Here is a 24,399-nt window from a genome sequence, read left to right as displayed (position 1 = left end):
CGTGGATGAGCTCGTCTATCAGGTCACCGGTGCCGAAGCCGAACGCGCGACTCCGATCACGTTGGCCCAGGCCGGTCTCAAGGAACGCGACCACTTGCAGGAGTGGGTGCTCACGCACCCGGAGATGCTCGGCACCGGGCTGCTGGTCGTTACCAGCGAATGTGACCGCTGGACGTCGGCGCGGGGCCGGGAGCGGGACCGGCTCGATGTCCTGGCACTCGACACCGATGGGCATCTGGTGGTGGCCGAGCTCAAGCGAGACGTGGCGCCCGAGACCGTCGAGATGCAGGCGCTGAAGTACGCGGCGTACTGTAGCCGATTCACCCCCGACACACTGGTCGAAGAATATCAAGCCTGGCGGGCTCGCCGCGGCGAAGTTCTCAGCTACGAGGACGCGGTCATGCGGCTGGAGTCGCACCTGGGGGAGGACGTCGGAGGACTGGCAGGTGCACCGTTGGGCCAGCCGCGGATCGTGTTGCTCGCGGGAGGGTTCACCCCCTCGACGACAGCGGTCGCGGTGTGGCTGCGCGAAATGGGCGTAGACATAACTCTGCGCGCGGTAAGCGCGTACCAGGCCAACGGAGGGCCAGTCGTCTCCGTTGCCGCCGTCTACCCGACGCCGGCGGTCGAGGAGTTCACCGTGTCGCCGCTGCTGGCCAAGCGCAAGCGCGACGAGGACACGCGTCGTGCTGCCCGGCAGGAGCCGGCAGTGCGTCAACTGATTGCCAGCGACGTCCTGGAGCCGGGCACCGAGCTGACTGTGCTGGCCGCTGGGCCGGACGCGGCCCAGTTCGCCGAGTGGGCGGCCACCGCTCGCCGTGACCGCGCAGTCTGGACCGGCACGGCCAGCCGGCCATTGCGCTGGTTGGGGACGGAGGCCGCCGAACTGAAGTCGACCGGCAACTTCAGCGTCACCGGCCTGGTCAAGTACCTCTACCAAGAGGCTCGGGCTGCGGTGCCCGCCGGTGCCGCCACACAGCTGGTTGCCACCGCAGATGGGCAGAGCCTCGCCGCCCTCGCGGGCACCGGCACCGGGAACGGCACCTTCGACTGGTCGAGGCTGCACCAGCTGCTCGCGAAGGTTCCTGCCGGGCACTGGGCCACCTATGGAGACGTCGCGACCGTTGTCGGCACCGCGGGGCAGCCGCTGGGTCGGCACGTGAGTAGCTGTCAGCAATGCGAGAACGCTTGGCGGCTGCTCCCGGCGGACGGACGCCCGTCGGCCGGCTTCCGGTGGGAGGATGACCGCCCCGAGACCGCCACGGAAGTGCTGCAGCGTGAGGGTGTCCGGTTCGTCGACGAGGCGGCCGATCCTGCGCAGCGGCTCACCGTCGAGCATCTCAGGGCCTTGTTGGCTACCGAATAGGGCCTCATCGCCGATGCTCTCGCCCTCAACCGAGCGGGATGGCCGTACCTCCACAAACGACACTCACGATGTGAATGGAATCCCGCACTGCTTGATCAAAATACAACCGGTTGGACAAATCGATGCGGTGACCGCCCCCCTCGGCCCGGTTCGACATGAAACCCGTTAAATGAGAGACGCTCTTAGCGAATCGACCTACCGCGCCCATCCACCCGGGGCCTGGTCGCCGCTGTCAGGGCTGTACCGCGAACCAGCTCAAGGCGGCCGCGTGGTCGCTTGCTGGTTCGGCTGAGCGCACTGGCTCGTGACGCAGCCGCGCGAGCTGAACGGTCAGCTACCCAACTGCCACTGATCGGTTCGTCGCCCGTCCGACTACCTGCTGAAGAGTCAGGTGACCGATTCACTCGGTGACGTCGGCACGGCGCTTGCCGATGCGAAGCCCGCTGGGCTGGCCGAGGTGGCTCCATCAGCGGCTGAACCTGGAACTAGGCTACGAACCAAAGAGCTGGCAGTCTATGCGACAGTCCGGGTGTAGACAATGCGTGTCTCCGAGGGGAATTGTGCACTATTTACACGCTTTGGTAGCTGCGATCTAGCCAAGCCTCCTCGGCAGGGCCAGTGTCCTGAGGATAGCTAGCGAGAGTTGCATGTCTTTGTGCTCGTTGGTCAAGGCGCAAGCAGCCTGAGGAGTCGATCGCTCGTGAACACTGGTCGCGCAAGCTGCGTCTGGGTAGGTGGTCAGACCGCTAATGGCATCGAGATGCTGCCTCCTGGGCGCGACGAAGTATCCGATATCAGCGTTGTGCTAAGTATCCGTTAGAATACTATTCTAACGGCCGTGCTCGCTTCAAGTGGCCACTGGAACAAAGAGGTTGAGATCCATGCATGAGAGTAGGATTGTCGATCTGATACACGCATCAAGTCGACAACTCCCGAAGTATCCGAACGTGGACTATGCTCGAGATAGGTTAGATGACACCGGAGAAGTTGAGGTGCGATACATCGATTTCAGCTCCATGATCTTGGATCAGCTTCACGAGGATCTGAGATTGCGATACGCGGATGAATTCGATCAGATTTGTATCTCCTTCCGAGGCGCGGAACCTAATCGTGACTACTTGGACGTATTCTTTATTGGCGATGACGTCATCGAAATCGAAACAACACTCTACAGGGCTGTCCCTTACCCGATCGATGAAGTTCGCAGCATTGCAGAGGCTGGGCTGGTAGAAGCAAGTGTAACAATTACCCAATTTTTTGAGTTTAGCGAGGAGTATGCTTGGATTGTCCGGGGGAGGGTAGAAGATCCCACTATTAAGATCGAGAACTTGTGGCAATGTCGAAGCTGGCTATTGGAAAGTCTGTGCGTGACCGCCGGCAGTAGCATCCCGATCGATCATATCGGCGACGTACTGCACAGTATACGCTCCCGGGACTTCAATTCACTGCTAGGGAGGGTCGAGACATCTTGGCTTGAGTTTAAGTCCTCAATCAACCTCGACTCCGGTAAAGGTAAATCTCAGCTCGCGCAAAAAGTAGCAGCATTCGCGAATTCCGATCAGACCGCTCTTCTTGTTGTTGGTTTCGAGACAACGAAAATTAATGGTGCTGACACTGTGGTAAAGTTTACGCCAGTCAGGATTGAGTCAAATAGCCGCGATCGCTATCAGCAGGTTCTTGATCATTGGGTTGTTCCATTTATTGTCGGCCTTCAAATCGAGATCATTGATGCCGGAGACGGCCTGGTTGTGGTTGTGATAATAGTTCCAGCTCAACGGGGGCGCGATAAACCTTTTCTCTTGCTTGCTGGAAGCGAGAAGCCGAATTACTTCTCAATTGTTCGACGAAGGGGAGAAGGTGCGGTATACGCAACTCCACGTGAGGTTCACGCTCTGCTGTCGGATGCGCAACGATCCATGCGCTCGTTCCTTGAATAAAGTTTCCCTTGATTTGTCAATCTTGCTGATCGCCGACGTTGCGGAGTAGGCCGATGGGTGCGTCTTGCCGGTGCTGCGGCCCGTCGGGCGCGAGGACGGTCGTGGTTGCGGTTCGGGGGCTTCCCTGTGGTGCAGGCGGTCGCGTCTGAGGTAGCCGAGCAAGGGTGAGCCATCGGCCAGCACACGATAGGCCCGAGATCTCGAAGGCCTCACCGCGTTCGAAGTGAACGGTGTCGACGTCGATCGCGTCTCGGCGTGTCGATGACCGAACCTTCGCTGTTGCAGGTTTTCCGTGGCTGATGCGAAGTTCGGTGGTCTCGGTCAACGAGTGCTGAGCGATCGAGCGTCAAGTGAGATGCGGGGGCTGAGCCTCCCGCCTGGGCCAGTCCGTGCGCACGGTATGCAATACCGATGCCGAGCGCGGACGCTTTCGCCGGGCTCACCCGCGCTGGCTGCGCGCCCGCCCATGGTCTGCCGCCAGGAAGAGCGGGGCGAGCGTCGAGAAGCTTACGCAACTCCACCAGGCCGTGCAGCGAGACATGTGGTTCGACTACAAAAAGAGGCCGTCGATGCGAGGACCTCTTTGCGGGTGAATAGTGCTGGTGTCCGAGGGGGGACTTGAACCCCCACGCCCGTTAAGGGCACTAGCACCTCAAGCTAGCGCGTCTGCCATTCCGCCACTCGGACCTGCTGAGGAGTGAGTGTACATCGTCCCCCGTGACCCGCTGTCACTGGGATGACGATCAAGGCGAGGCGGAGCGTCAACGGGGTTTCCGGGCGACGCCTGCCAGGTAGCGGGAGGTGGCCGGGTGTTCGCTCCAGACGGAGTCGTTGTCCGGCCGCCATTGCGGAACCCACACGACGCCTGGGTCGAGGAGTTCGAAGTCGCCGAAGAACGCGGTGAACTCGGCGCGGGTGCGCAGGCAGGTCTGCGTGGTGGACTCCGATGAGTAGTTGCGCACGACTTGCTGGATGCCGGGGTCGTCCAGCTCGTCGCAGCCGTGGCTCATGGCCAGCAGCGATCCGGCAGGCAGGCAGTCGCGCAGGAAGTCCAGCGCCTTCTCCGGTGCCTGGCCGGGGGTGATGAAGTGCAGCAACGCCACCACCAGCAGGCAGGTCGGTTCCTCCGGGTCGATTCCGTCGATCGTCGACACCTGGTGCCACAGGTCGGTGTACTCGAGCAGGTCCGCGTAGAGGGCGTGGTGGCGGCGCCGGTCCGCGTGCGTGCCCAGGAGCGCGTCGGCGTGGGCGTAGGCGATCTGCTCGTTGTCGATGTAGACGACTCGGCATTCGCCGGGGGCGGCCTCGTCGGCGATCTCGTGCACCTGGCCCTTGGTGGGCAGGCCGGAGCCGATGTCGACGAACTGCCGGATCCCCTGCGCCACGGCGCAGCGGACGGCGCGGCCGAGGAACGCTCTGTTCGCCTGCATCGCGCGCACGATGTCGGGCATGACGCGCTTCTGGCGGTCGCCGAACTCGCGGTCGATGGCGTAGTGGTTCTCGCCGCCGAGCAGGTAGTCGTAGATGCGGGCGGGGCTGGGTTTCTCGACGTTGGCGAGCAGTCGGTCGGCCGCCGCTTCCGATGCGCTGGTGGGTGTGAAATTGTCAGCCATGGTAGGGAAATTCTGGCGGATCCGGCCGCTGGCCGGCGTCCGGCGTTTGCACCAATCGGCACCGGCTTTCCGTTGTGGTGACGTGTGAAGCGGGTTCGGGTTGCCTGGGTGCGGGCGATCCCACATCGATGCACCCAGACAGCTACGTGGACGTCTTCCGGGGTGAGGGCGATCGAGGTTAATGAATCACCGGTCGATCGCCCGGCCACCGGGTGGAAGGTCCGCCCGGGCAAAGACCGGAAAGGGGCAGCCATGACCGCCCGTACCTATCTTCGCCGCAGTGTCGCCGCCCTCGCCGTCGCGGGAGTCGCCGCCGGGGTGACCGCGCTAGCCGCCGGTACCGCGAGCGCCGACAACGGCTACGGCCCGAGCGTGTTCCCGTGCACCTCGAACCAGTTCACCAGCAAGGTGGTCTACGGCGGGGCCGGCGCGGGCAACCGCAACGCGGCCATCCAGTTCACCGCCAATCCCGGGGAACGCTGCCTCCTGCCGGGCAAGCTCGACGTCGGCCTGGTCGGCGCGCACGACGTGCTGGTCGACAATCAGGCCCCGGCCGACGCGCCGCCGGTCGCGCTGGTCGACGGCTCCTCGGCGTACGTCCCGCTGCACTGGACCGCCATCGGGTCCGACGCCGAGCAGCAGACGCCCAACGGCATTACTTTCAGCGCGCCGTCGGATTCCAACGCCCACGGTGACCACATCGACCCGAACGTCACCCTCGACTGGAAACTCGGCCCGGTCGACGCCGGGCCGGTCAGCCACAGCGTCGACGTCGGTGCGCTGACCCCGGGCACCGCGCCCACCGTATGACCCGTCCCCCGGCGGAAAGCCCGGCCGGCGGCGCCGATTTCCGGTGCCACCGGCCGGGTTCCGTTCCGTCCTACGTGGACAGTCGCCTCACTGGCAGGCTTCGCAGTCCGGGTCGTCGATGCGGCAGGCGGCGCCGTCGGTGAGCGGGAAGTCGAAGTCGTCGAGCGCCGGGACGGCCGGCGGGGCAGTGGCTTCTTCCGGGGTCGCGGTGGGGGACATGTCACTCCTTGGCTACGAACATCGGTTACTTCTGTGTAGCGCTGAAGATCGACAGTCATTCCGTGACGCGCGACACAGCCGGATGACCAGTTCCCCGCGGCACCGGCTACCCGGCGGGAAGCACCTCGTCCCAAGCGACCGGTAGCCGGGCGGGCCCGAGCACGGCGGCGTCCTTCTTGAACGGGACCTCCTCGAACGGCACCGCCAGCCGCAGCGACGGGATCCGGCGCGGCAGCGTGGCCAGCACGGTGGTCAGCTCCAGCCGGGCGATGTGCTGGCCGGGGCACTGGTGCGGACCATGGCCGAAAGCCAGGTGCGCACCGCGCGGCCTGGCGAGGTCGAGCCGTTCGGGCAGGGGGAACCGCTCGGGGTCCTGGTTGGCGGACTGGAGCGCGACGACGACGTAGTCGCCCGCCGTGATGCGGGTGCCGGCGATTTCGGTGTCCACTGTGGCCACTCGCATCAGGCCGCTTCCGTTGCTCAGCAGGCGAAGGAGTTCTTCGGCGGCGTTCGGGGCCGCGCTCGGATCCTCGCGGAGCAGCGCGAGCTGGTCCGGGTTGCGCAGCAACGCCAGCACGCCGTAAGTGATCAGGCTCGCCGTGGTGTCGTAGCCGGCGGCCAGCAGGCCTGAGGCCACCTTCGTCAGTTCGAGCTGGGTGAGCGGTTGATCCGCCGCCCGTGCCTTGGCAGCCATCACGCTGATCACGTCCTCGCCGGGCTCCTGAACGCGCTGGGCCACCAATTTGGCCACGTAGGCGTACAGCGGGACCTTCACCGCCTCCAGCTCCTCGGTGTCGACGTGCCCGTCGAACAACGCCCTGGCGGCGTTGTGGAACAGCACCCCGTCCTCGGGCGGGACGTCGAGCAACTCGGCGATGACCGATGAGGTGAGCGGCGTGGAGAACCTGGCGTGCAGGTCGACGGGACCGGTTTCGCCCGCCAGCGTGTCCAGCAGTTCGTCGACGACCCGTTGCACCAGCGGCCGGAACAGCTCCGTGCGCTTGACGGTGGTGATCGCGGGCGCGATCACCCGGCGGAAGCGCAGGTGATCCGTGCTGTCCATCCGGTTGAAGTCGCCCTCCTCGACGGCGGCGCCGGGAGGCTGGTTCAGCAGTACGTGACCGGCTTGACCCGAGCGGGCGCTGAACCGCTCCTGGTCGCCCAGCACCTCGCGGACATCGGCGTAGCGGGTGACCAGCCAGGCTTCGATCCCGGTCGGGCACAGCACCTTCGTCACCGGTGCGTCCCGCCGGAGCCCGGCGATCTCGGGCGCGGGGCCGAAAGGGCACTCTCGTTCGCGGGGCAACGGCAGCGGAAGGGCATCGATCGGCGCAGACAAAGACCGCTCCTTGGCACGGGGCATTATCGATCGCGACGGTAGGCAGGTCATGTCACGGGTATGTCACGCCGACGCGGGCATGCCCTTTGGGAACACTGACCTTGCCTCCCCGGGGCAGCACCGGCGGATTCCGGGACCCGAGGCCGTTCAGCGCCGCATCCGCGGATCGTGCGAGGGGTCGGGGTACATGGGCGGGCAGCCGTGCTGGACGGCTTCGGGGCGCAGTTCGTAGTGCCAGGGTTCGTTGCGGTAGATCTGGCACAGCCCGTACCGGGCGCCGTGCTCGGACAGCCACGCCTTGGCATCGGAAGGCCCGATGTCGACGGCGTTCCCCGACACGTGAGGGGACGTGTCGGGGGTGGCCACCCAGCGGGCCGCTTCCTTTTCCGAGCCGTACCGGGAAACCGCTTCCCGGCGAAGCTGGTTCTGGTATTCCGGTGAACGCCAGCCACTGTTGACGAAGAATTCGACGCCGTCGTCGGCGGCTTCCTTCGCGGCCTGGCGCAGGGCACCGAGGAGCGCTGGATCGAGGTTGGCCACGGCCGGAATGTCGTCGTCGAACACGGTCGTGCCGGCGGGGACGGCACCGTGGGCCTCGCCGAGCGCACCACGGCGCTGGACGCGAACCAACCGGTAGCCGAGGGGCTTGGCGACGGCCGCGATGACGACGCGCAGGCCGGTGCCGAAAGTCCCGCGAATTCGACGGGTCATCGTTCGCGCAGGTTCGCTGTAGGTCATGCCACCAGCCAAGACGGCACGGTGTTGCCGGCGCGTACGCGGTTTCGGATATGCCGGCGATATGGCCCGGCTCGTAAGATCGAGAGTGTGCGTGTGTTGATCGTCGAGGACGAACCGTATCTGGCCGAAGGCATCCGCGACGGGCTGCGCCTGGAGGCGATCGCGGCCGACATCGCCGGTGACGGTGACACCGCGCTGGAATTGTTGAGCGTCAACTCCTACGACATCGCCGTGCTCGATCGCGACATTCCGGGGCCCTCCGGTGACGAGATCGCCAAACGCGTCGTCGCATCCGGGAGCGGCATGCCGATCCTGATGCTCACCGCCGCCGACCGGCTCGACGACAAGGCCACCGGGTTCGAACTCGGCGCCGACGACTACCTCACCAAGCCGTTCGAACTCCGGGAGCTCGTGCTCCGCCTCCGGGCACTCGACCGCAGACGGGCACACAGCAGGCCGCCGGTGCGGGAGATCGCGGGATTACGGCTGGATCCGTTCCGCCGCGAGGTCTACCGCGACGGCCGTTACGTCGCGCTGACCAGGAAGCAGTTCGCCGTGCTCGAAGTCCTCGTCGCGGCCGAAGGCGGTGTCGTCAGCGCCGAAGAACTTCTGGAACGAGCGTGGGACGAGAACGCCGACCCGTTCACCAACGCCGTGCGCATCACGGTCTCGGCCCTGCGCAAACGCCTCGGCGAACCGTGGATCATCGCCACGGTGCCCGGCGTCGGCTACCGCATCGACGCCGAGCGTGGGGGACAGGACCGTGGATAGGGTCCCCGGCTGGAGCGTTCGCCTCAAACTCACCCTCAGCTACGCCGGGTTCCTCATGGTCGCTGGCATCCTGCTGCTCGCGGTCGTGTGGGTGTTCGTCCTGCGGCACCTGCCCGCCGAGGCGGCGGTCCCCGGCGGCATCCTGGTCCGCTCCTCCCTCATCGACGGCTTCGTGCAAGCCGCCGCCGCGGCGCTGTTGTTCCTGCTGGTGTTCGGCCTGCTGGGCGGGTGGGTGCTCGCGGGTCGCATGCTCGCCCCGTTGACGCGCATCACCCAGGCCACCCGCAGGGCGGCGAGCGGGTCGCTCTCGCACCGGATCGAGCTGGAAGGCCGCGACGACGAATTCCGTGAGCTGGCCGACGCCTTCGACGCCATGCTCGCCCAGCTCGAAGCACACGTCGCCGAGCAGCAGAGATTCGCGGCCAACGCCTCCCACGAACTGCGCACACCGCTGGCGATCACTCAGACGCTGCTCGACGTGGCCCGCAACGATCCGGGCCGCGACGCGGGCGAACTCGTCGAGCGCCTCAACTACGTCAACACCCGGGCGATCGATCTCACCGAAGCGCTGCTCCTGCTCAGCCGTGCCGACAAACGGTCCTTCACCCGAGAACTCGTCGATCTGTCCCTGATAGCGGAAGAAGCCTCGGAAACACTCCTTCCCCTCGCGGAAAAACGCGGTCTCACCATCGAGACCTCCGGCGACGTCACCCCCGTGATCGGTTCGCACGCGCTCCTGCTGCAGCTGACCACGAATCTCGTGCACAACGCGATCGTCCACAATATTCCCGAAGAGGGCACCGTGCGGGTCACGACCGGCGTTCGTTCCAAGGGCGTGGTGCTCATTGTCGAGAACACCGGCAAGAAGCTTTCGCCGCACCTGGTTTCCACGCTTGTCGAGCCGTTTCAGCGCGGCACCGAACGCATCCGCAGTGACCACGCGGGTGTCGGCCTCGGCCTGGCGATCGTCAAGAGCATCGCCCAAGCACACGACGGAACCCTCGCGCTCACCCCGCTGCCCGCCGGTGGGCTCCGCGTGGTGGTGCGGCTCCCCGCCGCACCACCGGGTTCCGGCAGCTGACGGCCTTTCTCACCGGGCGATCCCCCTTCGCTCGGCGACCGCGCCGAGCACGTGCCTGGCCAGCACGACGTCCGCGTCCGAGGCACCCGCCGCCGACGCGCGGGCCGACATCGCCGCGAGTCGTTCGGGGTCGGTGAGCACCGGGATCAGAGCGGTCTCGATCCAGGCCGGGTCGAGGTCCGCGTTGTCGACGAGCAGCGCCCCGCCTGCATCGACGACGGGCTCGGCGTTCAGTCGTTGCTCACCGCCGCGCAGCGGCAGCGGGACGTACGCGGCGGGCAGGCCGACAGCGGCCAGCTCGGCGCACGTCATCGCGCCCGAGCGGCAGAGCACGAAGTCGGCCGCGGCGTAGGCGTACCGCATCTCGTCGACGTAGGGCGTGACGACGTAAGGCGGGTCGCCGTCCGATACCTCGACCACGTGCCGTTGCCCGGTGATGTGCAGCACCTGCACACCGCTCGCCCGTAGCGCCGTCGCCGCGCCGGACACCGCGGCATTGATCGCCCCGGCGCCTTGCGAACCGCCGGTGACCAGCAGGACCGGCCCGTCGGATCGCAGGCCGAACCGCCACCGGGCCGCGTCGCGCAGCGCGGGCCGGTCGAGCCCGGTGATCGCCGGGCGCAGCGGGATGCCGATGGCGGTGGCGTGCGCCAGCCGGACACTCGGCGAGGCGGTGAACACGCGCGTCGTCATCCGGGCCGCCAGCCGGTTGGCCACACCGGGCCGGACGTTCGCCTCGTGGACGACGATCGGCAGGCCCCGCCGGCGGGCGGCGAGGTAGGCGGGGAAAGCCACATAGCCGCCGAAGCCCACTACGACCTCGGCCCGCACACGGTCGAGTACCGCCCCGGCCGCCCGCACCGCGTCGCGCAGTCTGCCCGGTGTGTGCAGCAGGGCCCGGTTCGGCCCGCGCGGCAGCGGCGCCGGCGGGATGAGTTCGAGCGGATAGCCGCGGGCCGGGATGAGCGTGGTGTCCAGGCCGCGGACGGTGCCGAGAGCGGTGATCTCGGCCGTGGGCACCAGGCGGCGCAGCGCGTCGGCGAGGTTCATCGTGGGCTCGATGTGCCCGGCCGAATGGCCGCCCGCGACAACGATGCGCGGTGCCGTCACGGCCTGGACGTCCTTATCGCCCACTGTCCGGCGGGCCGCCGGATCTCAGCCATGGACCAGAAGACCTTCGGCACTTTTGATGGGAAAGTCGAAATAGGTGTCCGGATAGGGCTCGTCGCGCAGCGAGTAATGCCACCATTCGGAGTCGTAGCGGGCGAAACCGCAGGCCTCCATGATGGAGCAAAGATGCCGGCGGTTTCGCGCTTCGGCTTCCGTGATGCCGCCGGCGCCATGATGGGAGATCGGGTCCATCAGGTCGTGGTCGCCGCCCATGGCGGCGAGTTCCCCGGTGGCCAGCTGGTAAAAGGTCAGGTCGACCGTGCTGCCCCTGCTGTGCCCGGATCTGGTGGCCACGTATCCCTGCTCGAACATCGCGGGCCGGTCGATGTGCGGATAGTGCCGCTGTTTCGTCCGGCCGTCCTCCGGCTGTTTCGACCAGCGCATGAAGCTGTCGACAGCGCGTTGCGGGCGGTAACCATCCCAGAGCAACAGCCCGAAGCCGAGCGATCCGGCCTTTTCCTGTGCATTTTCCAAGGCCGCGCACAAAGCTCTCGTGCCTACGATGCGATTGGCAAGGTAGCCGTCCACTGGTTTACCGGTGAAATTGTCCCAGGTGGCGTACTTGGCGTCCCAGCGTATCCCGGGGACGAGCTCGTCCACGAAGACGAAGTCGGCCTTCATCGCCGATTACCCGTCAAGGTCAGCGACACGAGCCGGTCGATCACCTCGGCCATCGGCAACCCGGCGGCGGCCATCATGCGCGGATAGCGGCTGTAGGAGGTCAGGCCGGGCAAGGTGTTGACCTCGTTGAGGACCACCTCGCCGGATTCCGTGAGGAACATGTCCACCCGAGCCAGCCCGCCGCAGCCGAAGGCGCGATAGATGGCCTTGGCCGTCTCCTGTACGAGTGCGCGCGTTTCCGCCCGGATGTCCGCGGGAACGATCGGCGTCGAGTTTTCGGAACCGCTTTCGGGGTCCGTCTCCTGATGGATCTTGAAGAAGCCATGGGACAGCGCGATCCGGTCCACCTCGCCGGTGGTCAAATCCGGATCGTTCCCCAGGACGGCGCAGCCGACCTCGCTGCCCACGACCGCCTCTTCGATCAGCACCTTCGAGTCGAACTGCCGCGCGGTTTCCAGCGCCTTCGGAAACTCTTCTTCGCAGTTCACCTTGCTGACACCGAAGGACGAACCCGAACGCGCAGGCTTCACGAAGACCGGGTAGGTGAGCTGGCTGAGATCGAAGGTCTCGCCCGGTGTGACGGTCCAGAACTTCGGCGTGGCGATTCCCGCAGCGCGGGCCACCGCGTAGGCGAGGGATTTGTCCATGCACACGGCGGAGCTCTGGATGTCGCAGCCCGCGTAGGGGATGCCGGAGAGTTCCAGCAGCCCCTGGATCGCGCCGTCCTCGCCGAACCTGCCGTGCAGGACGGGCAGCACGAGGTCCAGCCGGATCTCTTCGTACTTCCCGTGGTCGAGGACGAGCAATCCGCCGACGGCCGGGTCCGGCGACAGCAGGGCGGGCCTGCCGTCGCCGATCTCCCCGTCCGCGCTGTCACAAAGCGTCCAGGAGCCGCTCTGCGAAATGCCGATCCAGAACGGTTCGTACTTTCCGGTGTCGAGGCTCTTGGCGACCTCCCGCGCGGATTTGAGGGAGACGGGATGTTCCTCGCAGGAACCCCCGAACAAGATGCCGACCTTCACCCTAGTCATGCTGCGTCCTGCTTTCGAAATTCAGGCAGTTGATGAGACTGTTTTCGACGGTGTCCCGCAGTGCGTGGTCCGTGTAGTAGGCGGTGTGCGGACTGATGAGCACGGTGGCCATGCTTTGCAGCCGCGCCAATGGTTTGCTCGCGACGGGCCGGCTTCGGCAGTCGGCGTAGAAGATCCCTTCCTCCCCTTCGAGGACGTCCAGCGCCGCGCCGCCCAGCCTGCCGCTTTCCAACGCCGGAACGAGGGCCTCGGTATCGACAAGCGCACCGCGGCCGGTGTTGATGACGAACGCACCGTGTTTCAGCTGCGCGATACGCCGGCGATCGAGGAGATGGTGGGTGCCCGCGTTGAGCGGGGTGTGGAGCGTGACGATGTCGCTCAGCTGCAGCAACTCGTCGAGCGGAACGTAGTCGGCGGAGTTCCTGGGACGGCTGTCGTAGGCCAGTACGCGGCAGCCGAAGCCGCGCAGCCTGTCCATGACCGCCACGCCGATGCGTCCCGTCCCGATCACCCCGACGGTCAGATCGCGCAGCTCTTTCCCGCGTACGTCATTCAGCCGGTAGTCATGGACATCCGCGCGCCTGAGAACGGATTTCGCGCCTCGTATCGCCATCAGCATCAGCATCACCGTGTAATCGGCCACGCTGTCGGGCGAATAAGCGACGTTCTCGACGGAGATGCCGACGCGTTCCGCGTACTCCACATCGAGATGGTTGTATCCGATGCTCCTGGTGGAGATGTACCGCACGCCGGTCCGGCTGAGCGCGCGGAGGGTGGCGTTGGTGATGTGCGTCTTGTGACCCACGCTGACGCATCGGTTTCCGGACGCCAGTTCGACGGTGGCTTCGGATACCGCGGCGTCGGTGATCGTCGGCGTAATGCCACACCGAGGCGCCAGCTCCCGGAACAAGGCGGCCTCGTCCTGCTCGCAGCCATAGACCGTGACACCCAGCGCCGAACCGGCCGCGGAAGACGCGGACGCCGGCGAGCGGGTGCGGCGGACCGCCGTTCGGGCTGATTCGCTGGAGGTCATGCCGCCCAGTCAAACCAGCGGCCTGTTGCCGGCACGTATGCGCTTTTCGATACGCCGACAATATGCTACCAGCGGGTAACATGTGTTCGGCGCACGCCGGCCGGACAAGAACACAAGCAGGCAACGGCATGACGAGGGTCGTCGCCGGGACGAGCGCGAAAAACCGGCAGCCGGGTGAACTTCCCGGCTGCCGGTTTCCGAATCCCCCGGATCAGGGGTGGTAGATCTCCTTGACCGTGGTGATCTCGTCGTCGCTGTTCACGCTGATCCGCGCGAGCACCGGGTTGCCGTCCTTCAGCTGCTGGATCAGCCGGTCCTGGCCGCACGGCTGGTTGCCGTAGCCCTGGCCGTCGATGGTGACCGACGCGCTGGGGCACAGGGTGGCCGCGCTGAAGACCTTGCCGCCCTTCTGCAGCGGGAGCCGGTAGGTCTTGCCGTCGACCGGCGCGCCCTGGCCGCCCTGCCGCGGGGTGACCAGCTGGAAGCGGACCATCCGCACGCCGTCGTCGTACCCGGTGAACTGCACCGACTGGGTGGTGCTCGGGAACTTGCGGACCTGCTGGACAGGCGTCTTCCCGGCGCCGTTCGAGGGCCTGGTCTCCAGCTGCAGGGAGCTGTTGGGCACGCCGCAGGTCACCGCTCCCTGGCTGCCGCCCGCGGAGTCCTCCTGACGAGCGCAGGTCCATTTCCCCTGGACGTCGAGCACCCGCTCGCCCGGGCCTTCGGCCTGCGGCAGCTTCTGGTAGTACTCCGTGATCACGTTGAACGCTTCGGTGCAGCCCGGTTTGGTGCCATCGGTCGCGGCCACCGCGATCAGGTCCATCTTCGGCCGCCCCGGCGCGCCGACCTGGCCGCCGTGCCGGCTGCAGTTGACATCGCCGTTCGACGCGGTGCCGGAACCCGCGGCGCCGGAACCTCCGGTGGCCGCCCCCTGGCCGCCTTCCCGCACCTGCTCGACGGCCGCCGGTTCCGCCGCGTTCTGCACCGGAGAACTGTTTCCCGCGACGCTGTTTCCGCTGCACGCGGAAAGGAGCGCGGTGGCGGCGAACGCTCCGCCCACGATGGCCATTTTGATTGTCTTCTGAGCGGTGAATTCCATTTCGGCGCCCCTCTCGCGACCTTTGTCGAAGCTTTGTCCGGAAGACGTAAGAATCGGAATCGGGTTGCTTCGGAGCGGTGGCAGGCCGGAGAGTTGCCCGAAGGTTTGATCCGTCCTGTCTCCACGGGCAGGACCTCGGCCGGTGCTCAGTGCGGCTCGCCGAACCAGTGGCCGAGCGCTGGTTCGAGGTCGTCCGGGTCGCCTGCCCAGCACACGTAGCCGTCCGGCCGGATGAGCATCGGCTCGGCGCCGGTGCCCTGCCCCGCGCGGTCGACGCGGTCCTGCCAGAGGGCGGCCATCTTGGCGAACCTGTCGGCCGGGTCGATCAGGACGCCGCGCCCGCTCCGCAGCAGCTCGTGCGACCGGACCGGGCCGAGATCCTGATCGGGCGCGGGGAGTCCGGCGAGCGGTTGATCTTCGGTGCCTGGCATGGGGTAGCGGATGCCCATCCCGGACAGCATGTCGTCGAGGTGGTACTGCACGTCCCGCAGCCGCGTCAGTGCCGTGAACACTTCCTTGGCGGCCAGCAGATCCGGGTCGCCGGTGCCCTGCTGGTCCATCAGCAGGCTCTGCGCCTGAACGTTGCGCAGCACGGCGGCCGCGACCGGATGGCGTTCGGCGTGGTAGGTGTCGAGCAAATGCGCCGGGGCCCAGCCGTGTACCGCGGCACCGAGCTTCCAGCCGAGGTTGAGCGCGTCCTGGATCCCGGTGTTCATGCCCTGCGCGCCGATCGGGAGATGGACGTGGGCGGCGTCGCCCGCCAGGAACACCCGTCCGTGCCGGTACCGCGCGGCCTGCCGGGCCGCGTTGGTGATGCGGCGGGCGTAGCGCAGTTCGAGCAGTTCCACCCGGGAGCCGAAGACGGCGCGCAGCCCATCGCGGATCTCGTCCTCGGTGACCGGGACCTCCCGGGGCAGTGACCGGCCCGGCCCGCCCAGCGAGAGCCGGCGCAGCGGCCTGCCCTGCGGATCGGTGCCGAGCGGGAACACCGCCACCCAGTGCCCGTCCTCGCTCCGGGTGTGCGTCATCGCCTGGTCGTCGCCGCCCAACCGCACGTCGGCGGCGACGGTGGTCGTCGTGCCCGGCCTGCCGGGGAACTCCGCCCCCAGCAGCGACCGCACCGTACTGCGGCCACCGTCGGCCGCGACCAGGTACCGGGAGCGGAGGACACCACCGTTCGCGAAGGTCGCGGTGACCCCGTCGGCATCCTGGGCGATGCCGGTCAGCTCGTGGTCGCGCCGGACGTGGATGCCTTGTGCGGCAAGGTGGTGCACAAGGAATCCCTCGATCGCCACCTGCGGGATGGACCGCCACGGATGCCGGTGCCTGTCCCGGGTGAGCGGGAGCGTGATACCCGCGAAGTGGGCGGTGCCGACCGGGTAGGTTCCCGTGGCCAGCAACGGTTCCAGCAAGCCGCGCTGGTCGAAGGCCTCCTGGGTGCGGGACTGCACGCCGCCCGCCTTCGACAACGTACTGCGCTGCGACAGCTTGTCGGCCAGCACGGCCGAAACCCCCGCCAGGCGCAGTTCGCCGGCCAGTGTCAGGCCGGTCGGGCCCGCGCCGACGACGAGCACATCGGTGTCCATGTGTTCTCCCCTGGTGGTGTCGATCAGGACGAGAGCAACGCTCCGCTCGCCGACGCGGTCGCGCCAGAAATGGGCTTGATTGCGTCGGTATCCGACGATGATTACGCTTGTTTCGGTGGAATCCGACTACGACGAGCTGGATCGTCGGCTCGTGCACGCCTTGCAGATCAACGGCAGGGCCCCGTTCAGCACGATCGCCGAGGTGCTCGGCGTGTCGGATCGCACCATCGCCCGCCGGTACGCCCGGTTGCGGTCGGCGGGGGCGGTGCGGGTGCTCGGCGGGGTCGACCCGGCCGCGCTGGGGGCGGTGCTGTGGTTCCTGCGAGTGCGCTGCGCGCCCGCGGCGTCGGTCCCGGTCGCCGAGGCGCTGGCCCGGCGACCGGACACGTCCTGGGTGAGCATCACCTCCGGAGGCACCGAGATCACCTGCACGGTCCGCACCGAGAGCGAGGCCGACAGCGAGGCGCTGCTGCTGGCCAAGCTCCCGCGCACCCCGCGCGTGGAGGGGGTGACCGCGCATTCCGTGCTGCACGCGTTCTACGGCGGCCCGGACAGCCTGGTCGCCAAGCTCGGATCCCTGGACGAGGAGTCGATCGCCCGGCTGCGCCCGCCCCCGGTGCCGCACCGGCCGGGACCGGTGCGGCTCGACGACGGGGACCGCAAGCTCCTCGCCGCGCTCGCCACCGACGGCCGGACCGGCGTCGAGCAGCTGGCCGCGGTGACCGGCTGGTCGCCGACGACGGTCCGCCGCAGGATGACCGAGCTGCGCGAACGCGGGGTGCTGTACCTGGACATCGACGTCGACGGCGGCCTGTTCGGTGTCGGCCCCCGAACCCTGCTCTGGCTCTCCGTCGCCCCCGCGCACCTGGTGGCGGCCGGCACGGCCCTGGCAGGGCATCCGGAGATCGCGTTCGCCGCCGCCACGACCGGGCCGACGAACCTGTGCGCGAGCGTGGTGTGCGCGAACCACCGGGAGCTGTACCGGTACCTGACCACCCGGGTGGCCGCGTTGCCCGCCATCACCCACATCGAGACGGCCCCCGTGATCAGGACCGTCAAGCAGGCCGCGAACCGGGCGTAGCGACCGTTCGGGCAACCGATGTGTCCTGAAATGCCGAAATCCCGGCTGGCTGGAGGCGAAGCGGCGTAGGGTGTGACGAAGAAGACAGGACGTGCGCCGCGGCACAGCACAACGGAATCAGGAAGCGCCCGGTTCGGCCGGGGGCTTTGGCCGGAGCACGCTGAAGGTCGTGATGAGGATGACTGCTGGGGTTCCCGTTCGCGGGATGTTCGAAGACGATTGGGATGCCGAGCTGAGCCGCTACCGCGAGCGCGCGGTGGCGACGCTCGCGCAGCATCGGCCCAGCGAGGGCCATTGCCTGAAGTGCGGTACGCCGGCGCCGTGCCCGGCCGAGTGCGGGGCGGAGTTCGTTCTGGAGCTCTGACGCGCCACGCACCGGCTCTCGCGGGGGTTCAACGGCGTTTCGCGATGATTTCGATCTCGACCGCGGCACCGAGCGGCAGGGCGGCGACGCCGATGGTGGTGCGAGCGGGGTAGGGCTGGTCGAACATCTCGGCGTAGACCTCGTTCATCGCCGCGAAATCGTTCATGTCGGTGAGGAAGACGGTGCACTTCTGCACGTCGTCTGGTGCCAGGCCGCCGGCGGCGAGCACCGCGAACAGGTTCGTGAAGCACTGACGGGTCTGCGCCGCGATCCCGCCGTCCACCAAGGTGCCGGTACTCCCGTCGAGCGGGGTCTGGCCGGACAGCAGGATCAGGCTCCCGGTGTCGACGGCATGGGAATAGGGGCCGACGGCGACAGCGGAAGCGGCGTCAATGGCGTTACGGGTCATCGGTTTCTCCGGTTTGAGAGGGGGCGGTCCGGTAGGAGATCGTCCTCGTCTTCGTCCTGCCCGACGGACACAGAGGTTTCGGTCACCCGGACATGATCGTCGCGGCGGCGACGCCCGCTCAACCGTATTTCCTTCTCCGCCCGGGCTTTCACTGTCGCGGAACGGGTAGCGGTTCTCGGGTGGCTGTGAGGAGTTCGGCCAGTCGTTGGGTGTCTTCGAGGTAGCGTTCGTAGGGGAAGCCGGCGGCGACGAGTGCGGTGCGGAATTCGTCGTGGAGCGGTTTTCCGGCGCTGTGGAAGGCTTTTCGGCCGGTGTTGGTGAGGCGGACCAGTCGTCGTCGTGCGTGGTCGGGGTCGATGGTGATGTGTACGAGGCCGTCTGCTTCGAGTGGTCGTAGTGCCCGGCTGATCGCGGGGTCGGATACCGACAGTGCCTGTGCGAGGCGGTGTTGTGTCGCCGGTTCGATGTCTTCGAGTGTGCCCAGTAGTCGTATCTGGCTGTAGGTCAGGCCGTCTCGGTCGTCGGTGCGTCGCCGGGTCGCTTCGCCCAGCAGCATGACGACCCGGTGCAGCAGGTCTGCGAGTCCGTCGTCCATGGCGTCAGCATAACAGAGTGTTGACACGTTAATGTTAACAAGGTAAGACTGAGGGTATGGACACTTTCTCTTACCTCGCCCAGTCAGCCTTCCCCGTGGTCTGGATCCTGATCCCGGCCATCGGCGCCGCCGTGCGGGCCCGCCGTGTCGCCTCGCCTCGGGAACGGCTGGAGATCTGGCAGCGCTGGTGGGCCATCGGCGCGATGGGGCTGGGCAGTCTGTGGATGACGGTCGCGTTCCTCGCCGTCCCGGACGTGATGGCCACCGCGATCGGGTTCGGCCGGACGCCGTTCCTGTTCGAGATCGCCTTCGCCAACCTCGGGCTGGCCGTCCTGGGATTCCGCGCCGCCTCGGCGTCCGCGCGCGAGCGGATCACTATCGGGCTCGGTGCCGGGATGTTCCTGTGGGGAGCCGTGGTCGGTCACGTCTACCAGTGGTTCGCGGGCGGTGACCACGCTCCCGGCAACACCGGCGGAGTCCTGATCACCGACATCCTGATCCCGGCCGTGATGATCATTCTGGCGGTGCGGTCCCGGCGACTGGCGGCCACGCCCCAGCCGGCCGTCGAGATCGCCGCCTGATACCGGGGGAGCTGGTTCTCATCATGGCGACTCCTGTCAGCCACACACCCGGCGGCGAGATCGGCGAGACCGGTGAGGTGCGGGCGGAGGCTGCCAAGCGGCTCACGATGTTCGTCGACGCGGTGATCGCGATCGCGCTCACCCTGCTGGCGCTGGAACTCCCCGTTCCCACCGGCGACACCACCGGCGCGATGCTGGGTTCGGTGGGGGAGCACGGGAAGGAGTACCTGGCCTTCGCGCTCAGCTTCGTGGTGATCGCCGCGCATTGGCGGGCCCACCACGAGATCTTCCGTCATGTCGGCTCGCTGAGCAGCCGCCTGACCAGCCTCACCCTGGCCTGGCTGTTCATGCAGGTCCTGATGCCGTTCGCGACCCGGGTGATCACCGCGGCCGGTGCGTTCCCGCCCCGGTTCAGCCTGTATGCGATCGTGCAGGTCCTGGCGTCCGCGTCGTTCGCGCTGATCATCCGGGAGGTCCGGCGCGAACACCTGTACCGCACCGACATCCCGCCCCGGGTGTTCGCTCAGAGCCTGGTGCGCAGCGTCTGCCTGGCCATCGTGTTCGCAGTCTCTATCCCCGTCTCGTTCCTGACCACCAACACCGGCGCCTACCTGTGCTGGCTCGCCGCACCGATCGTGCTCACCGCCGCCCGCCACATCCAGAACCACGCCGCCCGGTGACTGCGCAGGATCGCCCGGCCGCGGCACACCGAACGCGCGCTCACCCCTCGGCCGTGGACTCGTCACCGGTCCTGGCAGGCGGGTGGGTGGCGTAGACCTGGCGCCAGTGCCGGGCCGAGCGGGTCAGGTCGTCGCTGACGCGGCGGAGGAACTGGCTCATGTTCTCCAGCCGGACGCCCGCGGGGGTGGTGGCGCCGAGTCTCCGGGCGCCCGCCTCGCAGGCGGCGGCGATCTGGGTGTCGATGCGCGCGCTGGCCATGATGGCTTGGAACCACATGTCTTCGTCGACCACGTAGCGTTCCGCCCGGCGGCGGGGGTCGCGCTCGCGTTTGACGATTTCCCTTGCCTCCAGGTAGCCGACGGCCTTGGAGACGGAGGCGGGGCTGACGCGCAGGCGTCGCACGAGATCGGCCGAGGTGAGGCTGCCGCTGTCGGTGGTGAGGAGCGCGGAGAGCACCCTGGCCATCATCCTCGGGAGTCCTGTTTGGACGAACAGTTCCGTGCTGTGCGCGGCCACCCCGTTCACGATCCGCGGGTCGCGCCCGCCGAGGTCGGCACCTCGCGGTGCCGGAGCCGGCGGAGTGGTCTTGCGGCCGCGCACGTGGCGTGTGCCGGCGCGGTGGGCCTGGTCGACGCGGTAGCCGCCCGGCCCGCCGTTGCGCATCACCTCACGGGTGACGGTCGAGGTCGGCCGCCCGATGCCGCGGCCTATCGCGGCGTAGGTCAGCCCGTCCCGCAGTCCCGCGGCGATCTGCCGCCGGTCCTGCCTGGTGAGTCTTTCGCCGGCCATTTTCTCCCCCTGACTCCTCGACGCTGGAGCATTCTAACGCAACACAGCCATTGCATTAGCCGACAGAGCCGTGCAACGAATCATGGTATTTGACCTGCGAATTTGGTCATTGCATCAGGAGAAGCTGATTGACCGGATCGTGTATGCAACGTAACTTTTTTGATATCAGAAATGTTCGCAACGCAAAGGCAACGGCATGACCAACACCGATATCCAGCAGGTACTCGACTGGGCTGTGGCCGAGGTCGGCGTCCCCGGCATCGTCGTCGACGTCAAGGACGGGAGCCGGACCTGGTTCGGCACCGCGGGCGTGGCCGACCTCAGGACCGGCGCCCGCCGCCAACCGGGGGAGCACGCGCAGATCGGCAGCGGCGGCAAGGCATTCATGGCCACGGTGTTCCTGGCTCTCGAGGCCGAGGGCAGGCTGAGCATCGACGACCCGGTGAACACGTGGCTGCCGGGCGTGCTGGACGTCAACGGCTACGACGGCGACAAGATCACCATCCGGCATCTGCTCAGCAACACCGGTGGCCTGTTCGCCACCGGGCTGGCGCCGGAACTGACCGATCGATACGCCACCCGTGCCGCGTTCCTCGAGCATCGCTTCGACGAATTCACCACCGAGGACCTGTTGAGGATGACGGTCTCCCAGCCGCCGGTCGGCGAGCCAGGCGAGCGCTTCCGGTACGCCAACGGCGGCTTCTACCTCGCAGAGGCGATGATCGGGAAGATCACCGGCAACAGCTTCGCCGAGGAGGTCGAACGCAGGGTCTTCCGGCCGCTCGGCCTGACCCACACCTACGTGCGACCGCACGGGGAGCGGGGCTACCGCGAGCCCCACCCGCGCGCGTATTCCCGGCAGTTCTTCAAGGACGGCACCGACATGTCCGCGGTCACCGGGGAGAACTGGGAGTCGCTGCTCGAGGATCCCGGACTCGAGCCGCTCGACGTCACCGAGTTCACCACCTCATGGCTCCCCGGCAACATCGTCTCCACCACCGGCGACATGATCCGTGCCGTCGGGGCGCTGGCGAGCGGCACCCTGCTGCCGCCGGCCCAGCACCGCCAGATGTGGACCACGGTCTCCACCGAAGGCGCCAACTGGTTGCCGCACACCCGATACGGCCTCGGCCTGTTCGAGTTCGACAAAGCGGCCACCGGCGGCCGGACGCTGCGCGGCGTGGGCGGCAGCTACTGGGGATCCATGTTCTTCACGGTGAGCACCGCCGACGGCGAGCACGTCATCTCCGTCCAGACCAACATCGAATTACTGTCCTGGGAAGTCCTCCGCAGGATCTACGAAGCGGGATTCGGGGTTTCCCTCGGCGCGTGACGCGTGAGGGAGGCGCCGGGCCGGTGAGAACGAAGGTTCCCGCGATTCACTGGTCGACCAGGTGGTTATCCGGTCTGCAAGGCGCGTCTTGCCAGATTGTCGGACAATATGGCAATCTTGCGGGGCGGGTCGGATTTCACCGGAGGAGGCTGGTGGCCGTGACGAACCCGATCACCGGCCTGGGTGCGAGCATCCAGCGACAGAGCACCACCGAGCAGGCCGCCGAAGCCGTCCGGCAGGCCATCTTGTCCGGTCGGCTGCCGCCGGGCACGCCGCTGCGTGAAGCCGCCGTCGCCGCCGAGCTCGGCGTCTCCCGCAGCACCCTCCGCGAGGCCGCGCGGACCCTCGAAAGCGAGGGCCTGGTGCGCTATCAGATGAACCGCGGCATCGTCGTCGCGGACATCACCGGGCCGGATGTCGCCGACATCTACGCGGCCCGCGCCGCCGTGGAGCTGGCCGCGGTCGACGCCCTCACCGAGCACCGGGACCCGGTGATCTACCAGAACCTTGCCGACCTGGTCGACCAGATAGAACGCGCCTTCGAGCGCGGCGACACCGCCGCCGCGCTCGACGGTGACCGGCTCTTCCACGCCACCCTGGTCGCGGCGACCGGCAGCCCCCGGCTGCGCCGCTTCCACGAGCAGCTCCAGCAGGAACAGCGCCTCGCCCTGGCGCTGGCCGAGCGCTCCCGCCGTGAACTCGGCCGCACCGCGGACGACCACCGCCAGTTGCTGGACGCGCTGCACCGCGGCCCCGAAGAAGCCAGGGCGGAACTCACCGCACACCTGCAAGCCGGCGCCGCCGAACTGCAACGACTGCTCGATCTGCTCGCCCACCGGAAGAAAAGAGAGACACCTCGTGGCTGACCACAGCACCGATGGCGCGTGGGATCTGATCGTCACGCCCTGGCACCTCGACGAGCACATCCCGGCCTTCCCGATCCCCGCCACCGCGACCCAGGTCGTCCGCCCGGTCCTTCCTGGCGGCACCGTCCCCGCCCGGATGAGCCTGCTGCACCGGGCCGCCTGCGACGCGGTGACGCGGGCCGCCAGACCCCTGGTGCTCTCCGGCGACTGCCCCACCACCCGCGCGGCGGTAGCCGGGCTGCAGCACCGTCATCGCGACCTGGCCGTGCTGTGGCTGGACGCCCACGGCGACTTCAACACGCCCGCCATATCGACCAGCGGCTACCTCGGCGGCATGGCACTGGCCATGCTGACCGGCCGTACGCCCGGCTTGTTCGACGACACGCTTGGCCTGCGACCCGTCCCCGATACCAGCGTCGTACTGGCCGACGCCCGCGACCTCGACCCCGCCGAGAGCGCCGCCCTCACCACCAGTCGCGTCCGTCGCGTGCCCGCCGACCCCGCCGCGATCACCTCCGCCCTCGGCAGGCTCGGCCCTGTCCCCGTCTACCTCCACCTCGACATCGACGTCATCGACGGCGCCGAGCTGCCCGGCGCGCGCTTTCCCTCCGGCCCCGGCCCCTCCCTGGCACGGATCGAGGAATGCCTGGCCGCCGCCTGCGCCACCGCCGACATCACCGCCGCCTACCTCGCCTGCGCCTGGCTCCCCGAGCACGCCGGCGACCAGGCCACCCGCCAGGCGATCACCCGCCTCACCGCGGCACTCGGCGCCGGCGTGGTCTGGCACGAACCCGTCGGCAGCTGACCGCCGCTACCACGACACCGCGCCCGAGGCGGTGGCCTACGGCCTGGCCGATGAAGCGATCGGCGGTCCGGCCAGGGCGCCGGAGTCCGGCACCCCGGTGTAGTCAGGCAGTGCGACGCCGTTGATCGCGCGCTCGATCAGCGCGGTGAGCGCCTCCATGTCGGGCTCCGGGGCCGGCTCGGCGTCCGGCCTGGGAACGGCACGGCTCTCCGCGTGCAGGCGGCCGATCTCCTGGTTGGCCTCGACGAACGAGCGCATCCGGGCCTCGTAGCCCGCGAACCCGGCCTCCGGGTCCCACTCGGCGGCGGCCAGTTCTCCGGCCAGCAGGTAGGCGCCGACCAGTGCCAGCCCGGTGCCCGCCCCGGACATGGGGGGCGCGCGGGGACCCCCCGCGCCCCGCCCCCCCCCCCCCCCCGGGGGGCCCCCGGGCAAAAACCCCCCGGGGGGCCGGGGGGGGGGTAGATGCAGGGGGGGGGGGCAG

25 protein-coding genes, 1 tRNA gene and 1 pseudogene are annotated in these 24,399 nt (G+C 67.9%); 12 read left to right on the top strand and 15 right to left on the bottom strand.

The window, feature by feature from the left end; all coding sequences use genetic code 11:
• The first annotated feature begins 1 nt into the window (after position 1).
• A complete protein-coding gene (locus tag ACFWY9_RS21850) occupies positions 2-1,366 on the top strand; it encodes a hypothetical protein (protein ID WP_378339783.1) in 1,365 nt (454 codons plus the stop codon).
• 947 nt (positions 1,367-2,313) lie between these two features.
• Positions 2,314-3,303: a helix-turn-helix domain-containing protein gene (locus tag ACFWY9_RS21845; RefSeq protein WP_378339782.1), complete on the top strand. Its 990-nt coding sequence runs from the start codon at positions 2,314-2,316 to the stop codon at positions 3,301-3,303.
• A gap of 600 nt (positions 3,304-3,903) precedes the next feature.
• Here ACFWY9_RS21845 and ACFWY9_RS21840 read toward each other — a convergent pair.
• Positions 3,904-3,990: transfer RNA gene (locus tag ACFWY9_RS21840), tRNA-Leu, on the bottom strand.
• 74 nt (positions 3,991-4,064) lie between these two features.
• Positions 4,065-4,916 carry an SAM-dependent methyltransferase gene (locus ACFWY9_RS21835; protein WP_378339781.1) on the bottom strand — a complete coding sequence of 284 codons (852 nt, stop codon included), beginning with the start codon at positions 4,914-4,916 and terminating at the stop codon, positions 4,065-4,067.
• Between the two features lie 252 nt (positions 4,917-5,168).
• Here ACFWY9_RS21835 and ACFWY9_RS21830 point away from each other — a divergent pair, with 252 nt between their 5' ends.
• The gene (locus ACFWY9_RS21830; protein ID WP_378322877.1) at positions 5,169-5,726 is read left to right on the top strand and encodes a DUF4232 domain-containing protein; all 558 of its coding nucleotides are present in this window, start codon (positions 5,169-5,171) and stop codon (positions 5,724-5,726) included.
• Between the two features lie 87 nt (positions 5,727-5,813).
• Here ACFWY9_RS21830 and ACFWY9_RS21825 read toward each other — a convergent pair whose 3' ends face one another.
• The 3 genes from ACFWY9_RS21825 to ACFWY9_RS21815 form a co-directional block, all read right to left on the bottom strand.
• Positions 5,814-5,945, bottom strand: coding sequence for a hypothetical protein (locus ACFWY9_RS21825; RefSeq protein WP_378322876.1), 132 nt, complete (start codon positions 5,943-5,945; stop codon positions 5,814-5,816).
• A 106-nt stretch (positions 5,946-6,051) separates the two neighbouring features.
• The gene (locus ACFWY9_RS21820) at positions 6,052-7,284 is read right to left on the bottom strand and encodes a cytochrome P450 (protein WP_378322875.1); all 1,233 of its coding nucleotides are present in this window, start codon (positions 7,282-7,284) and stop codon (positions 6,052-6,054) included.
• A 147-nt stretch (positions 7,285-7,431) separates the two neighbouring features.
• Positions 7,432-7,995, bottom strand: coding sequence for a M15 family metallopeptidase (locus ACFWY9_RS21815; protein WP_378322874.1), 564 nt, complete (start codon positions 7,993-7,995; stop codon positions 7,432-7,434).
• A 114-nt stretch (positions 7,996-8,109) separates the two neighbouring features.
• On the opposite strand from ACFWY9_RS21815, the gene ACFWY9_RS21810 reads away from it, so the two are divergent.
• Together ACFWY9_RS21810 and ACFWY9_RS21805 are read left to right on the top strand one after the other, a co-directional pair.
• A complete protein-coding gene (locus ACFWY9_RS21810; protein ID WP_378322873.1) occupies positions 8,110-8,793 on the top strand; it encodes a response regulator transcription factor in 684 nt (227 codons plus the stop codon).
• Positions 8,786-9,874: a sensor histidine kinase gene (locus ACFWY9_RS21805; protein ID WP_378322872.1), complete on the top strand. Its 1,089-nt coding sequence runs from the start codon at positions 8,786-8,788 to the stop codon at positions 9,872-9,874. The genes ACFWY9_RS21810 and ACFWY9_RS21805 overlap by 8 nt, the downstream gene beginning before the upstream one ends.
• Before the next feature lie 9 nt (positions 9,875-9,883).
• On the opposite strand, the gene ACFWY9_RS21800 is transcribed toward ACFWY9_RS21805, so the two are convergent.
• From ACFWY9_RS21800 to ACFWY9_RS21775, 6 genes are all read right to left on the bottom strand, one after another.
• Entirely contained in the window at positions 9,884-10,984 is a 1,101-nt protein-coding gene (locus tag ACFWY9_RS21800; protein ID WP_378322871.1) for a glycosyltransferase, read from the bottom strand.
• A gap of 45 nt (positions 10,985-11,029) precedes the next feature.
• Positions 11,030-11,665: a D-Ala-D-Ala dipeptidase VanX gene (vanX, locus tag ACFWY9_RS21795; protein WP_378322870.1), complete on the bottom strand. Its 636-nt coding sequence runs from the start codon at positions 11,663-11,665 to the stop codon at positions 11,030-11,032.
• Positions 11,662-12,696, bottom strand: coding sequence for a D-alanine--(R)-lactate ligase (vanA, locus tag ACFWY9_RS21790; RefSeq protein WP_378322869.1), 1,035 nt, complete (start codon positions 12,694-12,696; stop codon positions 11,662-11,664). Before vanA ends, vanX begins: the two co-directional genes overlap by 4 nt.
• On the bottom strand, positions 12,689-13,729 hold the full coding sequence (vanH, locus tag ACFWY9_RS21785) for a D-lactate dehydrogenase VanH (protein WP_378322867.1): 1,041 nt from the start codon (positions 13,727-13,729) through the stop codon (positions 12,689-12,691). Before vanH ends, vanA begins: the two co-directional genes overlap by 8 nt.
• A gap of 211 nt (positions 13,730-13,940) precedes the next feature.
• Complete coding sequence (locus ACFWY9_RS21780) at positions 13,941-14,828, bottom strand: hypothetical protein (protein WP_378322866.1); 888 nt, start codon at positions 14,826-14,828, stop codon at positions 13,941-13,943.
• 146 nt (positions 14,829-14,974) lie between these two features.
• On the bottom strand, positions 14,975-16,414 hold the full coding sequence (locus ACFWY9_RS21775) for an FAD-dependent monooxygenase (protein ID WP_378322865.1): 1,440 nt from the start codon (positions 16,412-16,414) through the stop codon (positions 14,975-14,977).
• Positions 16,415-16,529: 115 nt separating this feature from the next.
• Between ACFWY9_RS21775 and ACFWY9_RS21770 the strand changes: the two genes are divergently transcribed.
• Positions 16,530-17,495, top strand: a complete 966-nt coding sequence (locus ACFWY9_RS21770) for an Lrp/AsnC family transcriptional regulator (RefSeq protein WP_378322864.1) — start codon at positions 16,530-16,532, stop codon at positions 17,493-17,495.
• Positions 17,496-17,700: 205 nt separating this feature from the next.
• Entirely contained in the window at positions 17,701-17,859 is a 159-nt protein-coding gene (locus ACFWY9_RS21765; RefSeq protein WP_378322863.1) for a hypothetical protein, read from the top strand.
• Positions 17,860-17,887: 28 nt separating this feature from the next.
• Here ACFWY9_RS21765 and ACFWY9_RS21760 read toward each other — a convergent pair whose 3' ends face one another.
• Positions 17,888-18,268: a Rid family detoxifying hydrolase gene (locus tag ACFWY9_RS21760; protein WP_378322862.1), complete on the bottom strand. Its 381-nt coding sequence runs from the start codon at positions 18,266-18,268 to the stop codon at positions 17,888-17,890.
• A gap of 148 nt (positions 18,269-18,416) precedes the next feature.
• Positions 18,417-18,863, bottom strand: a complete 447-nt coding sequence (locus ACFWY9_RS21755; RefSeq protein WP_378322861.1) for a MarR family winged helix-turn-helix transcriptional regulator — start codon at positions 18,861-18,863, stop codon at positions 18,417-18,419.
• Positions 18,864-18,919: 56 nt separating this feature from the next.
• On the opposite strand from ACFWY9_RS21755, the gene ACFWY9_RS21750 reads away from it, so the two are divergent.
• Together ACFWY9_RS21750 and ACFWY9_RS21745 are read left to right on the top strand one after the other, a co-directional pair.
• Positions 18,920-19,444 (top strand): DUF6790 family protein, encoded by a 525-nt coding sequence (locus tag ACFWY9_RS21750; protein WP_378322860.1) that lies wholly within the window; start codon positions 18,920-18,922, stop codon positions 19,442-19,444.
• A 23-nt stretch (positions 19,445-19,467) separates the two neighbouring features.
• Entirely contained in the window at positions 19,468-20,124 is a 657-nt protein-coding gene (locus ACFWY9_RS21745) for a TMEM175 family protein (RefSeq protein ID WP_378322859.1), read from the top strand.
• 40 nt (positions 20,125-20,164) lie between these two features.
• On the opposite strand, the gene ACFWY9_RS21740 is transcribed toward ACFWY9_RS21745, so the two are convergent.
• Complete coding sequence (locus ACFWY9_RS21740; protein ID WP_378322858.1) at positions 20,165-20,914, bottom strand: MarR family transcriptional regulator; 750 nt, start codon at positions 20,912-20,914, stop codon at positions 20,165-20,167.
• Between the two features lie 196 nt (positions 20,915-21,110).
• Between ACFWY9_RS21740 and ACFWY9_RS21735 the strand changes: the two genes are divergently transcribed.
• The 3 genes from ACFWY9_RS21735 to ACFWY9_RS21725 all read left to right on the top strand — a co-directional run bounded on the left by ACFWY9_RS21735 (position 21,111) and on the right by ACFWY9_RS21725 (position 23,918).
• Positions 21,111-22,247 (top strand): serine hydrolase domain-containing protein, encoded by a 1,137-nt coding sequence (locus ACFWY9_RS21735; protein ID WP_378322857.1) that lies wholly within the window; start codon positions 21,111-21,113, stop codon positions 22,245-22,247.
• Between the two features lie 152 nt (positions 22,248-22,399).
• Positions 22,400-23,113 carry a GntR family transcriptional regulator gene (locus ACFWY9_RS21730; RefSeq protein ID WP_378322856.1) on the top strand — a complete coding sequence of 238 codons (714 nt, stop codon included), beginning with the start codon at positions 22,400-22,402 and terminating at the stop codon, positions 23,111-23,113.
• Positions 23,106-23,918 carry an arginase family protein gene (locus ACFWY9_RS21725; RefSeq protein WP_378322855.1) on the top strand — a complete coding sequence of 271 codons (813 nt, stop codon included), beginning with the start codon at positions 23,106-23,108 and terminating at the stop codon, positions 23,916-23,918. The genes ACFWY9_RS21730 and ACFWY9_RS21725 overlap by 8 nt, the downstream gene beginning before the upstream one ends.
• 36 nt (positions 23,919-23,954) lie before the next feature.
• On the opposite strand, the pseudogene ACFWY9_RS21720 reads toward ACFWY9_RS21725, so the two are convergent.
• Positions 23,955-24,399: pseudogene (locus ACFWY9_RS21720) on the bottom strand (hypothetical protein); the annotation flags it as partial.

The sequence above is a fragment of the Amycolatopsis sp. NPDC059027 genome (assembly GCF_042739735.1).
Taxonomy (GTDB): Bacteria; Actinomycetota; Actinomycetes; order Mycobacteriales; family Pseudonocardiaceae; genus Amycolatopsis.
The sequence above is the reverse complement of the archived record's forward strand: the minus strand, read 5'-3'. Positions and strand labels throughout refer to the sequence as shown.

What these genes read in the sequence shown, in the direction of transcription:
- ACFWY9_RS21825 (WP_378322876.1), bottom strand. Translation starts at nt 5,945, where the DNA reads ATGTCCCCCACCGCGACCCCGGAAGAAGCCACTGCCCCGCCGGCCGTC.
- vanA (WP_378322869.1), bottom strand. Translation starts at nt 12,696, where the DNA reads ATGACTAGGGTGAAGGTCGGCATCTTGTTCGGGGGTTCCTGCGAGGAA.
- vanH (WP_378322867.1), bottom strand. Translation starts at nt 13,729, where the DNA reads ATGACCTCCAGCGAATCAGCCCGAACGGCGGTCCGCCGCACCCGCTCG.
- ACFWY9_RS21835 (WP_378339781.1), bottom strand. Translation starts at nt 4,916, where the DNA reads ATGGCTGACAATTTCACACCCACCAGCGCATCGGAAGCGGCGGCCGAC.
- ACFWY9_RS21755 (WP_378322861.1), bottom strand. Translation starts at nt 18,863, where the DNA reads ATGGACGACGGACTCGCAGACCTGCTGCACCGGGTCGTCATGCTGCTG.
- ACFWY9_RS21765 (WP_378322863.1), top strand. Translation starts at nt 17,701, where the DNA reads ATGTTCGAAGACGATTGGGATGCCGAGCTGAGCCGCTACCGCGAGCGC.
- ACFWY9_RS21745 (WP_378322859.1), top strand. Translation starts at nt 19,468, where the DNA reads ATGGCGACTCCTGTCAGCCACACACCCGGCGGCGAGATCGGCGAGACC.
- ACFWY9_RS21760 (WP_378322862.1), bottom strand. Translation starts at nt 18,268, where the DNA reads ATGACCCGTAACGCCATTGACGCCGCTTCCGCTGTCGCCGTCGGCCCC.
- ACFWY9_RS21830 (WP_378322877.1), top strand. Translation starts at nt 5,169, where the DNA reads ATGACCGCCCGTACCTATCTTCGCCGCAGTGTCGCCGCCCTCGCCGTC.
- vanX (WP_378322870.1), bottom strand. Translation starts at nt 11,665, where the DNA reads ATGAAGGCCGACTTCGTCTTCGTGGACGAGCTCGTCCCCGGGATACGC.
- ACFWY9_RS21735 (WP_378322857.1), top strand. Translation starts at nt 21,111, where the DNA reads ATGACCAACACCGATATCCAGCAGGTACTCGACTGGGCTGTGGCCGAG.
- ACFWY9_RS21815 (WP_378322874.1), bottom strand. Translation starts at nt 7,995, where the DNA reads ATGACCCGTCGAATTCGCGGGACTTTCGGCACCGGCCTGCGCGTCGTC.
- ACFWY9_RS21740 (WP_378322858.1), bottom strand. Translation starts at nt 20,914, where the DNA reads ATGGCCGGCGAAAGACTCACCAGGCAGGACCGGCGGCAGATCGCCGCG.
- ACFWY9_RS21775 (WP_378322865.1), bottom strand. Translation starts at nt 16,414, where the DNA reads ATGGACACCGATGTGCTCGTCGTCGGCGCGGGCCCGACCGGCCTGACA.
- ACFWY9_RS21750 (WP_378322860.1), top strand. Translation starts at nt 18,920, where the DNA reads ATGGACACTTTCTCTTACCTCGCCCAGTCAGCCTTCCCCGTGGTCTGG.
- ACFWY9_RS21780 (WP_378322866.1), bottom strand. Translation starts at nt 14,828, where the DNA reads ATGGAATTCACCGCTCAGAAGACAATCAAAATGGCCATCGTGGGCGGA.